This window comes from Janthinobacterium sp. BJB446, assembly GCF_002735655.1.
GTDB classification, from domain to species: domain Bacteria; phylum Pseudomonadota; class Gammaproteobacteria; order Burkholderiales; family Burkholderiaceae_D; genus Janthinobacterium; species Janthinobacterium lividum.
On the sequence record NZ_PDZK01000001.1, the window covers coordinates 860,232 to 874,363 of the forward strand.

16 protein-coding genes are annotated in these 14,132 nt (G+C 62.7%); 10 read left to right on the forward strand and 6 right to left on the reverse strand.

Features of this window, described 5'->3' with window-relative positions; genetic code table 11:
- Positions 1–207 precede the first annotated feature (207 nt).
- Genes CSQ92_RS03880 through CSQ92_RS03890 form a run of 3 tightly spaced genes read left to right on the forward strand, consistent with a single transcriptional unit; the run spans position 208 to position 2,685 of the window.
- A complete protein-coding gene (locus tag CSQ92_RS03880; protein WP_180276925.1) occupies positions 208–1,467 on the forward strand; it encodes a sensor histidine kinase in 1,260 nt (419 codons plus the stop codon).
- Entirely contained in the window at positions 1,464–2,213 is a 750-nt protein-coding gene (locus CSQ92_RS03885) for a LytR/AlgR family response regulator transcription factor (RefSeq protein WP_099393296.1), read from the forward strand. Before CSQ92_RS03880 ends, CSQ92_RS03885 begins: the two co-directional genes overlap by 4 nt.
- Before the next feature lie 43 nt (positions 2,214–2,256).
- Entirely contained in the window at positions 2,257–2,685 is a 429-nt protein-coding gene (locus CSQ92_RS03890; RefSeq protein WP_081345408.1) for a DsrE family protein, read from the forward strand.
- 54 nt (positions 2,686–2,739) lie between these two features.
- On the opposite strand, the gene CSQ92_RS03895 is transcribed toward CSQ92_RS03890, so the two are convergent.
- Complete coding sequence (locus CSQ92_RS03895) at positions 2,740–2,958, reverse strand: TOBE domain-containing protein (RefSeq protein ID WP_034757699.1); 219 nt, start codon at positions 2,956–2,958, stop codon at positions 2,740–2,742.
- A 170-nt stretch (positions 2,959–3,128) separates the two neighbouring features.
- Between CSQ92_RS03895 and CSQ92_RS03900 the strand changes: the two genes are divergently transcribed.
- Complete coding sequence (locus CSQ92_RS03900; protein WP_099393297.1) at positions 3,129–3,629, forward strand: hypothetical protein; 501 nt, start codon at positions 3,129–3,131, stop codon at positions 3,627–3,629.
- 56 nt (positions 3,630–3,685) lie between these two features.
- Here CSQ92_RS03900 and CSQ92_RS03905 read toward each other — a convergent pair whose 3' ends face one another.
- Positions 3,686–4,642 carry a sulfate ABC transporter substrate-binding protein gene (locus CSQ92_RS03905; protein WP_046685513.1) on the reverse strand — a complete coding sequence of 319 codons (957 nt, stop codon included), beginning with the start codon at positions 4,640–4,642 and terminating at the stop codon, positions 3,686–3,688.
- Positions 4,643–5,042: 400 nt separating this feature from the next.
- On the opposite strand from CSQ92_RS03905, the gene CSQ92_RS03910 reads away from it, so the two are divergent.
- Positions 5,043–5,573 (forward strand): GNAT family N-acetyltransferase, encoded by a 531-nt coding sequence (locus CSQ92_RS03910; RefSeq protein ID WP_070253641.1) that lies wholly within the window; start codon positions 5,043–5,045, stop codon positions 5,571–5,573.
- A 65-nt stretch (positions 5,574–5,638) separates the two neighbouring features.
- Here the strand turns inward: CSQ92_RS03910 and CSQ92_RS03915 are convergent, their stop codons facing one another.
- Complete coding sequence (locus tag CSQ92_RS03915; RefSeq protein WP_099387430.1) at positions 5,639–6,451, reverse strand: class II glutamine amidotransferase; 813 nt, start codon at positions 6,449–6,451, stop codon at positions 5,639–5,641.
- A gap of 234 nt (positions 6,452–6,685) precedes the next feature.
- On the opposite strand from CSQ92_RS03915, the gene CSQ92_RS03920 reads away from it, so the two are divergent.
- Positions 6,686–7,522 (forward strand): EAL domain-containing protein, encoded by an 837-nt coding sequence (locus CSQ92_RS03920; RefSeq protein WP_070279203.1) that lies wholly within the window; start codon positions 6,686–6,688, stop codon positions 7,520–7,522.
- A gap of 99 nt (positions 7,523–7,621) precedes the next feature.
- Positions 7,622–8,371, forward strand: coding sequence for a YcbK family protein (locus tag CSQ92_RS03925; protein ID WP_371933510.1), 750 nt, complete (start codon positions 7,622–7,624; stop codon positions 8,369–8,371).
- A 6-nt stretch (positions 8,372–8,377) separates the two neighbouring features.
- Here the strand turns inward: CSQ92_RS03925 and CSQ92_RS03930 are convergent, their stop codons facing one another.
- Positions 8,378–8,581, reverse strand: a complete 204-nt coding sequence (locus CSQ92_RS03930; protein ID WP_034787227.1) for a DUF3460 family protein — start codon at positions 8,579–8,581, stop codon at positions 8,378–8,380.
- A gap of 77 nt (positions 8,582–8,658) precedes the next feature.
- Here CSQ92_RS03930 and CSQ92_RS03935 point away from each other — a divergent pair, with 77 nt between their 5' ends.
- Positions 8,659–9,540 (forward strand): LysR family transcriptional regulator, encoded by an 882-nt coding sequence (locus CSQ92_RS03935; protein WP_092610827.1) that lies wholly within the window; start codon positions 8,659–8,661, stop codon positions 9,538–9,540.
- Here the strand turns inward: CSQ92_RS03935 and CSQ92_RS03940 are convergent.
- On the reverse strand, positions 9,516–9,983 hold the full coding sequence (locus tag CSQ92_RS03940; RefSeq protein ID WP_070253636.1) for a PACE efflux transporter: 468 nt from the start codon (positions 9,981–9,983) through the stop codon (positions 9,516–9,518). The two genes, CSQ92_RS03935 and CSQ92_RS03940, sit on opposite strands and share 25 nt — an antisense overlap.
- Before the next feature lie 182 nt (positions 9,984–10,165).
- Between CSQ92_RS03940 and CSQ92_RS03945 the strand changes: the two genes are divergently transcribed.
- Both CSQ92_RS03945 and CSQ92_RS03950 read left to right on the forward strand, forming a co-directional pair.
- Positions 10,166–10,618: a hypothetical protein gene (locus tag CSQ92_RS03945; RefSeq protein ID WP_034787797.1), complete on the forward strand. Its 453-nt coding sequence runs from the start codon at positions 10,166–10,168 to the stop codon at positions 10,616–10,618.
- 117 nt (positions 10,619–10,735) lie between these two features.
- Complete coding sequence (locus tag CSQ92_RS03950; protein ID WP_170846440.1) at positions 10,736–12,901, forward strand: putative bifunctional diguanylate cyclase/phosphodiesterase; 2,166 nt, start codon at positions 10,736–10,738, stop codon at positions 12,899–12,901.
- On the opposite strand, the gene CSQ92_RS03955 is transcribed toward CSQ92_RS03950, so the two are convergent.
- The gene (locus tag CSQ92_RS03955) at positions 12,886–13,986 is read right to left on the reverse strand and encodes a glycosyltransferase family 9 protein (RefSeq protein ID WP_180276926.1); all 1,101 of its coding nucleotides are present in this window, start codon (positions 13,984–13,986) and stop codon (positions 12,886–12,888) included. The genes CSQ92_RS03950 and CSQ92_RS03955 overlap by 16 nt on opposite strands.
- Between the last annotated feature and the right edge of the window lie 146 nt (positions 13,987–14,132).

Genomic DNA, 14,132 nt, shown 5'->3' on the forward strand with positions numbered 1-14,132 from the left:
GCCGTAGTGAAAATTGTTGCGCAATTATTGATTTCGCCTTGGAAACTTCGTATTATTTCAGCAATATTGGCAGCGAGGGTCTGGCAGGCGCCATGTACCTCGTCGTTGATGCCTGTCCCTTCGTGCTTCGTCGCCCCGCGCTATGCCCTGCCACGGTGGCGCCGTAGACTGCGTTCATGCCTGAATCACAGACCAAGGGAGCGCATCGTGTTAAAAAAATATACGGATTGGTACCGCAGCATCGACGAAGAATCGCTGCTGGTGCTGCAACATCCCGAGATGGCGGACCAGATCCAGGGAAGAGTGCGCCGCTACGTCGCCATGAAGCTGGTCAAGCTGACGCCGATCGAGCGCCAGCAATTGCACGATTTCCTGCTCAAGTACCGCGGCGCCGGTTTTTACATCGCCGCGTTCAAGCTGATGCTGCTGTTCAGCGCCATCGGCGTCACCCTGCACCTGCTGTTGCCGGCCCGGTTCGAATTGCTCAAGGCCCTGGTCTTCAGCAACGGCTTGGGTTTTGCGCTGGCGTGGGGCCTGGTGGGCGTCTGGTTCAATTACCGCAGTTCCGTGCGCTACAAGTTCAAGAAGCTTTTGTTGATCGTGTCGACCTGCGCGGCAGGGGTAGCGGCCGGCGTGCTGCTGGCCGGCTTGAGCGATACGGGTTCCATGGAAATGGCCTTCGAGCGCTTGCTGCGTGTGGGCGGCATCGCCTTGCTGGTGGCCGGGTTGTTTTATATGGTGCCGCTGGCGGTCGTGAGCACCTGGCGCAACCGCCAATACGAAGCGCTGGCCCTGCAGCTGCAGCAGGATGCCGAGCGCGACCGCCTGGCGCGCGAACTGAGCGAATCGCAGCTGCGGCTGCTGCGCGCGCAGATCGAGCCGCATTTTCTGTTCAATACCCTGGGCGCCGTGCAGCAACTGGCCGAGCAGGGAACGCAAGGCGCCGGCCGTGCCGCGGCATTGACGGCCGACCTGATCGCCTTTTTGCGTGCCAGCATGGCGGAGATGCGCAGCGAGCAAGTACCGCTGCAAAGCGAGTTCGACATGGTGGCCGCGTATTTGCGCGTGATGCAGGCGCGCATGGGCTCCCGCCTGCGCTATGCGCTGGACTTGCCGGCTGAATTTGCACACGCGACGATTCCCAGCATGATCTTGCTGACCCTGGCGGAAAATGCCATCAAGCACGGTATTGAACCGTCCTTGCGCGGCGGCGAGATCAGCCTGTCGGCGCTGCGGGTGGACGGCATGCTGCGCTTGCGCGTGCAGGACACGGGCATGGGCTTGCCGGCAAGCGCTGCGGGCAGCGCGCCGGAAGGCGGCCTGGGCCTGGAAAACGTGCGCAGCCGGCTGTCGCTGTCCGATCCGTCCGCCAGCCTGACCCTGCGCGACGGCGAAGAGGGCGGCGTGATCGCCGAGATATTGCTTCCCATTAAAATTGCATCCAGCCTGAAAGAACTTGCCGCATGAATGCCACCATCCTGATCGCCGAAGACGAACCCCTGATGCGCGAACGCCTGCAAACGATGCTGGCGCTGGCCTGGCCCGAGGCGCGCATCGTGCTGGTGGCGGAAAACGGCAACGATGCCTGGGACGGTTTCCTCGAGCATGAGCCGGACGTGGTCTTCCTCGATATCCGCATGCCTGGCCTGTCGGGCCTGGAAGTGGCCGAGCGCATCGGCACGCGGGCGCACGTGGTGTTTGTCACCGCGTATGACCAGTATGCCGTCGATGCCTTCGACGCGGGCGCCGTCGATTATCTGTTGAAGCCCGTGCAGGCCGAGCGCCTGCAGCGCGCGCTGTCCCGGCTGAGCGACAAGCTGGGCGCGCAGCCGGCCGACATGGCCCACTTGCTGCAGTCGCTGCGCGCGGCGCTGCCGGCCGCGCCGCGCGAAAAACTGAAATGGATCAGGGCCAGCGTGGGCAAGCAGATCCGCCTGATCGATATTGACGACGTGCTGTTCTTCCAGGCCGACACCAAGTACACGCGCGTGGTGCTGGCCGGCTCGGAAGCGCTGGTGCGCACGCCGTTGAAGGATTTATTGGGCGGCCTCGATCCGGAACAGTTCTGGCAAATCCACCGCGGCACCATGGTCAACGTGAAAGCCATCGAGGCGGCCGAACGCATCGACGCCGAGCGCATGCAGGTGCTGCTGCGCGGCAGCGCGGAAAAGCTGCCCGTCAGCCGCACGTTTACGTATTTGTTCAGAGATTGATATGATGGCAATGTTTTTAATCTGCCACTGAAATGGACATCTCATGACAATCTTGCGCCGCTGGTTCTCCGCCATCCTTCTTTCCTTGTTCGCTTGCACTGCCGCCACGGCAGCGCAGAAGGAGGAAAAGGTGGTGTATCACGTCAATGACGCCAGCAATGCCACGGCTGCGCTGAAAAATATCCGCAATCACCTGGACGCCAGTCCCCAAGCCACCATCGTGCTCGTCGCGCATGGTCCCGGCATCGATTTCCTGCTCGATGGCGCCGTCGACAAGAATGGCACTCCGTATGACGCAGTGGTGCGCGAGCTGACCAAGCGCGGCGTGAGTTTCCGTGTCTGCAATAACACCTTGCAAGGACGCAACATCGACCGCCAGCGCGTGCTGCCCGACGCCGTCATCGTGCCCTCGGGCGTGGCCGAGCTGAGCCGCTTGCAGTGGCAGGAAGGGTATGCGTATATCAAGCCCTGACGCACGCGCCGCTGCCGGATGGCAAGGGGCGCGGCGCTAGCGGGTGGGTAACCCTTATTGGATCTTGGCGATCGACACTTCCGTCGATTTCACCAGCGCGATGACTTCGCTGCCCACTTTCAAGTCCAGGTCCTTGATCGAGCGCGAGGTGATCACCGAGGTGACGATGCCGTGCGGCGTTTCCACGTCCACTTCCGAGACCACGGGCCCAAAGATGATTTCCTTGATCTTGCCGCGAAACTGGTTGCGTACATTCACTTCCGAGATAGCCATGATATTTCCTTTGAGCCCGTAATACGCCATGCGGCGCGACAAGGCCAGAGTACGGCGCGCGCACGCTTTTGACCACGAATCGATGCGCATATCGATATGCGCAAAGTGTGCGCCAGCGCTGCGGCAAGCATATTATTCGCCTATACTCGAGCATCTACCGGAGGTGTGCCATGCGTCCATTCCTGCTGTCGCTCTTGCTGTTGCCCCTGCTGTTGCCCACCTCGGCCGTGCTGGCGCAACCCATTGCCGCCCTGCAACCGATGGCTTTCCTGGCCGGGCATTGCTGGAAGGGCGAGTTCCCTGGCGGGAAGCAAACGGATGAGCACTGTTTCCAGTGGCTGTATGGCGGCCAGATGCTGCGCGACGTGCACACGGTGCGCAGCCCCGGCAAGCCCGACTACGTGGGCGAAACCACGTATTACCACGATCCCGCCGCAGGCAAGGTAGCCTTCCTGTATGTGGAAAACAGCGGCGGCCATAGCCGCGGCACGATGCTGCAGGCGGACGGCGGCCTCGACTTTCCCGCCACGCAATACGTGGGCGCGAATGGCAAGACGCTGACCTATCGCGTGCGCTGGACGCCGTCGGGCGATGCCTATGAGGCGGCCAGCGAGATGCTGGTGGACGGGCGCTGGGCGCCGCAATTCAAGCTGCTGCTGAAGAAGCAGTGATGTGTGGCGGCATAAAAAAACCGGGACATGTCCCGGTTTTTTTTATGCGGCGAAGATTACTTCTGATAAATCTTGTCGAACTCGCCACCATCGTCAAAGTGTTTCTTTTGTGCCTGTTTCCAGCCGCCAAAGACGTCGTCGATGGTGAACAGGGTGATGGGCTTGAAGCTGGCCGCGTATTTCTTGGCGACGGCCGCCGAACGGGGGCGCAGGTAGTGCTTGGCAACCAGTTCCTGGCCTGGTTCCGAGTACAGGTACTGCAGGTAGGCCGTGGCTTCCTTGCGGATGCCGCGGCGGTCGACGACCTTGTCAACGACGGCCACCGGCGACTCGGCCAGGATGGAGATGCTTGGATACACGACTTCGAAGTTGTCGCCGAATTCGGCGCGCACCAGTTGCACTTCATTTTCAAACGTGACCAGCACGTCGCCGATTTCACGCTGCGTGAAGGTGGTGGTGGCGCCGCGGCCGCCGCCGTCCAGCACGGGCACGTTCTTGAACAGTTTGGTGACGAGGTCGCGCGCCTGCGCTTCGCTGCCGCCTTTTTTCACGGCATAGCCCCAGGCCGCCAGGTAGGTGTAGCGGCCATTGCCCGAGGTTTTCGGATTCGGCACGATGACCTTGATACCGGGCTTGGCCAGGTCGTCCCAATCCTTGATGTGTTTCGGGTTGCCTTTGCGCACCAGGTACACCATGGTCGAGTAAAACGGCGCCGCATTGTTCGGGAATTTCTTGGCCCAGTCGGCCACCACGAGGCCGCGGTCGACGAGGATGTCGATGTCATTGGCCTGGTTCATGGTCACGACGGATGCTTCCAGGCCATCGGCGACGGAGCGCGCCTGCTTGCTGGAGCCGCCGTGCGACTGCTTGATGGTGATGGTTTCGCCCGTTTTGGCTTTCCAATCAGCAATAAATGCGGGATTCACGTCCTTGAACAATTCGCGCATCACGTCGTAGGACGCGTTCAGCAAGACCACCGGTTCGGCGGCGCTGGCGGCCATCGGCAGGCTCATGGCGGCAGCGGAAGCGGCCAGGGCGCTGGCCAGGAACCAGCGGCGCGAGCGTTGGGTGAGCGTTGCTGCGGCAGTCGTTACGGCGTTGGAATGGGTCATGTTGAACTCTTGTTGTGAGAATAGATAGACATAGTCTAAAATTCCGGCCGGAAAAGAAACGAATTTTTCGTAATATGCTTAGACTTGATTCCCGTTTGCGCTAAAAAACATATATCGATTTCTGGAAACATTCGTGGGCAAGATGCGCATCAGCACTTAGTCTGCAGGCATAGCGCCATAGGCAAAACCGGCCCGTGGCGTGCGGCAAAAAACCCGAAAGCGCCGCTTGGTGTATAGTCGAATCGCACGATACAGGGGGAAAACCGTCTGCATCGGCAACTGGAATATTTTGTGAGCGTACATGAGTCTTGAAATTCGTATTGCAACATCGACCGACGCTTTCGAGGCGTGCAACGTATTACGACGCTCCATCGTCGAATGCTGCAGCCTCGATCACCGGGACGATCCGGCCATCCTGGAAGCCTGGCTGGGCAATAAAACACCGCAGATGGTGGCGTGCTGGTTTGCGTCGCCGACTAATTTTTCGCTGGTCGCAGTCGAGGCGGGCGCCGTTGTCGGCGTCGGCTTGCTGACGCGCGCCGGCAAGCTGGCCCTGTGCTACCTGCTGCCCGAGGCGCAAGGCCGCGGCGCCGGCAAGGCGCTGGTGGAGCAGCTGGAAGCGCAGGCGCGCGAGTGGGGCATCAAGGCCTTGCAACTGCACAGCACGGCCAGCAGCCAGGCCTTTTTCGTCAAGCAGGGTTATGTCGAGGCGGGCAATGTGCGTTCGCCATATGGCGTGGAAACGATTTTTTGCTGGAAACAGATTGATCCCACGGGCATCGCTAGCGGCGACCCCAAGCGCAAGCGCTTTTGCAACTGCAATTCGGCCTGACACCCCGCCAGTCCCTCAGCCCGCCCATCCGGCGGCGGGCCATTTCTTCCCGTTCAATAATTCCCTCAGTAACTGATCTGGATATACACGCCTTGTGGCGCGGCATCATCCGCCGGCAGCAAGGTGCCGCCCGTAAACAGTTTCAGTTCGCCGGGCGCGAATGCCAGCCAATCCTCGTTTTGCGTCAGCGGATGCGTGGCGATGACGGCGATCCTGTCGTCCAGGTGGTTGTGCTGGCGAAAGTCGATGCTGCGCTCGCAGTCGATCAGTTGCGCCACGGAAAACGGGTATTCGCGTATTACATAGTGCAAGTGCGTGGAACAGTGGGCAAACAGCAGTTCGCCGTCCGACAGGATGAAATTGAAGGTGCCGTGCGCCGCAATGTCCTTGGCGACCTCGGCGATGGCGGCGCGCAAGTCGGCGCGCGTGGGTTCACCGAGGGGAAACTGCGTGCGCAAGGTGGCCAGCAGGTGGCAGAAGGCTTGTTCGCTGTCCGTGTCGCCGCTGGCGCGGTAGTGCGCATTGACGGGCGCACGCCACGTTTTCAAGTCCCCATTGTGGGCGAAGGACCAGGTCTTGCCCCACAGGTCGCGGGCGAACGGGTGGGTATTTTCCTGAGCGATGCGGCCTTGCGTGGCCTTGCGGATGTGCGCGACGATGTTTTTCGCCTTCACGGGATGCTGCTGCACCTGGGCCGCCAGCGGCGAATCGATGGCCGCCAGGTGATCCGTCAGCAGGGTGCAGCCGCTGCTGGAATGATAGGCAATGCCCCAGCCGTCGCGGTGCTCGTCCGTGCGTCCGCCCCGTTCGGCAAAGCCGGCAAAGGAAAATCCCAGCGCCGCAGGCTTGCTGCTGTTCATTGCGAGTAACTGGCACATGGCGGCCCTTCCTGATGGTATCGGTACATGCCCACAGTAAAGGCTGGACCAGGGGGCGGGAAGGAATGTTTCCGACTATCGTTATGCGCTGTCCGTTGTTGCGTCCATATTTGCTGGGTGCATATCAAATGGCGAAACCATTCGTTCTCCTTTGGTTTGCGCTGCCTTACTCTGCACACTTTGGCGCCGTCTTCCCCATGAGGGCAGCTGGCGCAGCCTTACGAAGGAGCACGTATGCCATTTCCCGTCCTGAAAAATTACCTGGCCCGCCTGTCGCATCAAACCCAGGCCGGCACCAGCGTCTGGCTCGACGGGGAGGGCCGGGCGCTGGGGCGCTTTTTCAATTGCACCATGACCAGCGCTTTCCAGCCGCTGCGCGAACTGGAAAGCGGCAAGCTGGTGGCGTTCGAAGGACTGGCGCGCAGCGTGTCGAAGGCGGACGAGGGCTTGTCGCTGTGGCGCTTGCTCGATCACGCGGCCAGCGACGATGAATCCGTGGAACTGGACCGGCTGTGCCGCATGCTGCACGCCATTAATTTTTTCCGGCAGGCGGAAGCGGAGCAGGCCGACCTGTACCTGAATGTGCATGACCGCCTGCTGAGCGCCGTCAGCAGCAATCACGGCCACGCTTTCCAGCGCATCCTCGACGCGCTGGGCTTGCCCATCGAGCGCATCGTGCTGCAATTGCCGACGGTCACGCCGAACCAGGGCTGGCTGCTCAATTACGTGGCCGACAATTACCGCCGCAACGGTTTCCGCCTGGCCATCAACGTGGCCAGCGTGCATGAGGCAACGGGCATGCTGGAGCGCCTGCACCCGCATGCGTTCAAGCTCGACGCGGGCAACCTCAGCGACGAGCAAGCCGTCGCCAGCTTCGTCACTGTGTGCCATGCGGCGAAAATCCGCGTCATTTTCAAGCGCCTCGACACGCCGGCCGCGCTGGCCGCGCTGCAGCGCATCGCCGCCATCACGGGCTTGCCCATCGTGGCCCAGGGTTATCTGCTCGACAAGCCATTGACGGCGCTGGCGCAGGCGAAAGGCGCCGGCGTCTCCGTCGCGGCTGCCGCCTGACGCAAAATGCCTTGAAATGAGGGTGACACGATAGGCATTGAGGGTTTTTCTTCGCGGCACAATACGCTATAGTATTCCCATCGTTAAATTGGACTGACTATGGCATCGCGCAGAAATTTTCTACACCACGGTATGGGCCTGGCCGCGCTGGGCCTGGTTGCCACTCCTCTCATCGGCTGCGCCTCGCGCACGGCCGCTCCCGCCTCGGCTTCGGCCAGCGCCAAGCCGCGCGCGCCGCGCACGGCCGTGCCGCCGCAGCCGACGCAACTGGCCAGCATCGACCGCTCGATCACGTCGCAGTCGCGCCAGGCCATCACCGAGATGGAACCGCCACCCGACATTTTCGATGCGCAGGCGCTGGACCTGGAATTCTGGCTCAAGCCCCGCACCCTGGAAGTGGTGCGCCCGGCCAGCAATGAAAAGGCCAAGCTGCTGTACTGGAAAGATGGCGAAGTCATCGATTCGGCCTACCAGGAACTTTGTCACTTGCTGCGCGACGTGAACGGCAAGAAGACGGCGCCCATCGATCCGAAACTGCTGGAAACCCTGTGGGGCACGCAAGCGTTCGTGGCCCGCTACGGCATCGAGCAGCCGCTGGAGATTTTGTCGGGCTACCGCACGGCCGAGTCGAACAGCAGGCTGCGCGAAGCGGGCGTGCCGGCCGCGCGCCAGTCGCTGCACATCTCGGGCCGCGCCGCCGACATCCGCGTGGCGAATCTGAACGCGGAAGTGCTCGGTTCGCTGGTGCGCAGCTTCAAGCAGGGCGGCGTGGGCTTCTATTACCGCAACGGCCCGCGTGGTGGCTGGATCCATGCGGACACCGGATTGCAGCGCGTCTGGAAAGGCTAAGAGTTTTTAGTCGTAATGGTAGGGTGGTTCCGGTACGCTGTCCGCGTGAGCCAGTTCCAGTTCGCGCATGCTGGCCGGGCGCTCCCAGAAAATGCGCCAGCCCTGGCGCTGGCTGGCTTGCACTTCCGGGTGCGCCTGCAGGTAGCCGTCGATAAAGCGGGTAAAGTCGGAAATGTAGCCGCTGCGGCGGTAAGTTAATCGATGGCGCATGTGTACTCCCGAGTGTTGCTGTCGTTCCCCGTTTTGACCGCCCGCGCGCCCGAAAGTGCCGCACTTTCCACTTTTTCATGAAACTGTCCAGCCATAACATCGAACTGTTCCTGGCCGTCGTCGATGGCGGCTCGTTCTCGGCTGCCGCGCGCGCCTTGCGGCGGGCGCCGTCGGCCGTCAGCATGGCGATGGCCAATATCGAGGCGGAACTGGGCATCACCCTGTTCGACCGCGGCGCGCGCGAAGCCGTGCCCACGCCGGCCGCGCTGGCCCTGATACCGCACGCGCGCCTGATCGCCGAGCAGTTGAAACAGTTGCACTTGCACGTGCAGGAATTGTCGCAGGGACTGGAAAGCCGCATTTCGCTGGGCATCGCGGCCGAGCTCGACCATACTCCCTTCCTGGCCGCCGTGCGCGCGCTGTCGCAGCGCCATCCCTTGCTCGATATCGAGGTGCTGACGGCGCCGCAGGACGATGTGCTCGACATGCTGCACCGGGGCCGCATCAGCGCCTGCATGGCTTTCGCAGGCGGACGCATCAATCACGAAGAACAGTTCCAGCTGGTCGGCAGCGATGCCTTGCTGGCGATTATTTCCACCCAGCATCCGCCCAGCGCGGCGGGCCAGCCCTTGTATATCGAGGAATTGGTGAACTTGCGCCAGATCATCGTGGCCAGCCGCGAACTCGACCTGGCCGATGCGCGCCCCGTGGTGGGGCTGTCCTATTGGCGCACGGACAGCTTGCCGATGGCGCTGGCCATGGTGGAAGCGGGACTGGGCTGGGGCAACTTTGCCGCCTCGGCCATCGCCCATTCTCTGGCGGCGGGGCGGGTGCGCTGCGTGGCGTTCAAGAATACGGGCAATGGCCTGGTCGTGCCCATCCACCTGGTGTGGATGAAGGACCGGCCGCTGGGCATGGCGGCGCGGTCCTTTCTTCAGTTGCTGAGCGAAGCAGCCTGAACGTCAGTGGCTTCTTCCTTCGGCTGCTGCGCCGACAGGGGCACGCCAAACAGGCCGTCGAAGAAATAGTTAAAAATGAAGCTGTAGCACGGGATGATCAGCATCAGCGCGAAATCGAGCACGAAGGCTTGCCACAGGCTGATGTTCAGCCACCAGGCGATCAGCGGGATCAGGTAGATGACCAGCGTGATCTGGAAGCCGATCGCATGCAGGATGCGGCGCCAGACCGTGCGCGTGCGCGACACTTGCCGGATTTCCCAGTATTCGAACGCGGTGTTGTAGAGCAGGTTCCAGATCACGGCGATGGTGGTGATCATGATGGCCAGCGGCCCCGTGCTGGTGGGCGATTCGCCCGAAAGCAGAGTCAGCCAGAGCGTGGAAATGGCCATGCCGATGATTTCAAAAGCGGTGACGTAGACGATTTTGCGTTTAATGCCTTGCATGTAAAGCCTGTAAAGAAGAGATGGCGCATATTTTAAGTCAGGCATGCTGATCTTTAAAGTCGATAGCTGTCAGTTTTTCTGATTGATTCGGCGTAGGAATACCATGCTTGCCCTGAACGGTGGATAATGGCGGCTGGCAGGCAACCGGTCCCGCCGCATCACCGCAGAAAAGGTCAACGAGCATGCAAGGCGCAGCAGACAGCAACATCCCCGAGGTTCCCGACACCCCCGCCAGTGCGGACGAACGTCCCCGTTTTCGCCCCCGTCCGTGGGAGCACCTGGAAACGCCATACGATGTGGAAGTGTGGATCGAAGAACATAACCGCAGCATGCAGGACAATATTCGCGCCACGGAAACGGGCGTGGGCATCTGCTTTACCCTGGCCGAAGGCGGCGACATCTATATGCAGACCAGCGCCGACGGCGCCGTCGTGCTCGACGTGACGCCGGACGCGGCCTGGGTGTCTCCCCTGATCAGCGCGGCCACGGGCTGCGAGACGCCGGACTCGTCGCTATGGATCTTGCCTGATGACAAATTGATCCAGCTGATCGTGGGGCTATCGAGCCTGGTAGCGAGCACCTTGCTGGTGGTGGGCCATGATTTCGGCTTGCGCCGCAGCCGCATGGGGCGCTGAACGGCCTTGTTGCAGAAGTGGCATCCATGGCAGGCTTGGCTCGACACTGCGCGTGGCGCATGCTAGTCTTGCAACTGCACCCACCTGGTTGCCAGGGCGGCGGTGCAAAGGATAGCCATGGACATACCACCGCTCGCGGTACCTGATCCGGATTCCTCCCAGCACAGCCATGACGGCGTGTTGGGGCATGCCGCGCCCCTGCTTGACGATGGCGTCTTCAGTCCGGAACGGGTGAAGGCCGAACGCGAGCAAGCCTATTTCAACGATTTATACCTGTTGGCGCCTGTCGCCTATTTCGTGCTCGGTCTCGATGGCGCGATCGTGCAGGTCAACCTGGTGGCGGCCGAATTGTTCGGCCTGGTGCGCGAGCGCCTTGGCCACGTGCTGTTCCGTTCGTATGTGCACGAGGCGTTCCGCCACGATTTCGAGCAGTTCGTGCAGCGCGTGCTCAATAGCAGCGAGCCCGAGCGCATCCAGCTGCAGGTACGGCTGCGCCCTGGCGCGCGCGAGGCGGGCTTGCCCGTCAGCCTGCTGGGCAGCGCAGATCCGAACGGCCAGGCGCTGCGCCTGGTGCTGGAGCAGGCCGAGGGCAAGCTGGCTGCGCTCGAACGCAGCGAAGAGCGCTTCCGGCGCATCGTGCACGGCGCCGAGGAGGGCATCTGGGAAATCGATGCGCAGGCGCTGACCAGCTTTGTCAATCCGAAGATGGCGCACATGCTCGGTTGCCAGATCGAGGACATGCTGGGCCAGCCGCTGGCCGCCTTCATGGATGACGAGGGGCGCGCCATCCTGGAGCGCAACATTGCGCGGCGCCAGGATGGCATCGCCGAGCGCCACGAATTCAAGTTCCTGCGGCGTGATGGCAGCACCTTGTGGGCCACCCTGGCCACCAATCCCATCTTCGATTCCAGCGGCACCTACCTGGGCGCGCTGGCGCTCGTCAGCGACATCACGGCCCAGCGTGCCGCATCCGAGCGCATCTGGCGGCAAGCCAATTTCGATCCCTTGACGGGCTTGCCGAACCGCCACATGTTTCTCGACCGCTTGCAGCACGAGGCGCGCCACGCCAGCCGCGAAGGCGGTTGCCTGGCCCTGCTGTTCATCGACCTCGACCATTTCAAGCAGGTGAATGACCGTCTCGGCCACGAGAAGGGCGACATGCTGCTGCGCCAGGCGGCGCTGCGCATCAGCGAGCGCGTGCGCGCCACCGACACGGTGGCGCGCCTGGGCGGCGACGAGTTCACCGTCATCCTGGCCGGCGTGGGGCACCTGGGCGGCATCGAACGCGTGCTGCAGGAATTGACGACGGCGCTGGCCCTGCCTTTCGTGCTCGACGGCGACACGGCGCAAGTGTCGGCCAGCGTGGGCGTGGCGCTGTATCCGGCCGACGCCGAGGCAACGGAAACCTTGCTGCGGCACGCCGACCAGGCCATGTATGCCGCCAAGAGCGCGGGGCGCAACGGCTACAGCTATTTCACGCCGGCCTTGCAGCAGGCGGCCGACCTGCGCCGCACCACGGTGCGCGAGATGCGCCTGGCGCTGGCGCAGGAGCAGTTCGAAGTGCATTACCAGCCCATCATCCGCCTGTGCGATGGCACGATTGAGCGGGCCGAGGCGCTGCTGCGCTGGCGCCATCCGCTGCGCGGCTTGCTCGTGCCCGCCGATTTCATCGCCTTTGCCGAGGCAAACGGCTTGATCATCGATATCGGCGAATGGGTGTTTCAGCAGGTCGTGCGCCAGGCGCGCCAGTGGCAGGGCGAGCATGGCGCCCCGTTCCCGATCTGTATCAACAAGTCGCCCGTGGAATTCCGCTGCGACGCCGCGCTGTACCAGGACTGGGGCAATGCCCTGGCGCGGGCGGGCCTGGCGCCGGGTGCCATCGTCATCGAAACAACGGAAGCCGTGCTGCTCGACAAGGCGCGCCAGGTGGGCGACCGCCTGCGCCAGTTCCGCGCCATGGGCCTGGCGCTGGCGCTCGACGATTTCGGCAGCGGCCAGGTATCGCTCGGATGCATCAAGAAGGCCGATATCGACTTTCTCAAGATCGACCGTTCGCTGGTCGGCGAACTGGGACGCGACGATGCCGGGCTGGGCCTGTGCGAGGCGATCATTGCACTGGCGCAGCGGCTGGGAGTGAAAGTCGTGGCAGAAGGCGTGGAGACGGCGTCGCAGCGCGATTTGCTGCGCGCCGCCGGCTGCGACTATGCGCAAGGATATTTCTTTTCCCGCGCGCTGCTGGCGGGGCAGATGGATGGCCTGCTGGCGGCTCAGCCGGCGGCTTGAAGCGTCGCTTGCGCCTGCCCATCGTCCTGCATCAGCTGTTCCACGGCAGCCAGGGTCTCGGCGGCGCTGACCGTGGCCAGGGTCAGGCCGGGCGCCAGGATCACGCGGTAATGGCGGCTGGCCGGATAGAACCAGCGGTAGTTGTCGGTGCGGATGTAGTAGCCGACGATCTTCTTGTCATACGCCGAGGCGATGTGGATCACCGACGTGTCGGGCGACAGCACCAGTTCGCAGCGGCGGATCAGGGCCGCCAGCTCCAGGATGTGGCCGGTGGGCGGCCATGCCATCACGTTGGCATGGCCGGCGCCGCGCACGATCTCGGCGGCGCGCGCTTCGGTGCCCGGCGCGGCGATCACCAGCAGCGCATGGCGCGGATAGCGTGCCGCCAGGGCCGCGCAGCAGCGCTGGGCATCGGCCACGCTGACCGTGCGTTGCGCATTGCTGCCCTGGAAATTCAGGCAAAACAGGCCTTCATGCGTGCGCAGCAGGGTGTCGCAGGCGGCATCGACCCGTGCCGCGTGCGCATCCACGCCGAACAGCTCATAGCGCATATCGATGTCGCGCAGCTCAAATTGCCCGAACGTGGCGAAATAGCTGTGCAGGATGTGGCGGCTGCGGTCGCAGGGCACCGTATGGTCGAACATGCCCAGATTCGCCGTCGAAGTGCCGTACTTGGGAATGGCAAAGCCCGTCAAATAGCGCGCACCCAGCCATTTGATGCGCAGCAGCAAGGGAATCGAAAAGCGGTTGTAGGGGTTGAAGATGACGTCATAGCGGCGTCGGCGCAGCTCGGCGATGGTGGTGCGCAAGTCGCGCAGCAGCGGCTGCTTGTCCCAGATGAGGATTTCGCCGACATGCGGATTATCGGCGAGCACGGCCCGGTTGGCGCTGCTGGCGGCCACGTCGATCTGCCAGTGCGGATAGTTTTTCTTCAGTTCGCGCAGCAGGGCCGTGGTGACGATCATGTCGCCGATCTTGTCGTTGCGCAAAATTAAGACCTTGCGCACCTTGGCGATATCGAGGGGGTGCTTGCCGGATTTGCCCAGCAGGGCGTAGCTGATCAGCCGGGCGGCGGTCTTTATCAAGGGAACTCCGGAGGTGGATGACGGGATGCGCTGGCGTATGGGACAAAGCGCCAGCGACAGCAGCATCTTACGGATTTCCACCGTCCTGAGCTAGGGGGTGTGCCCCATTATTGCCGCGTGCGCCAAGTCAGCGCACGCGGCAGGGG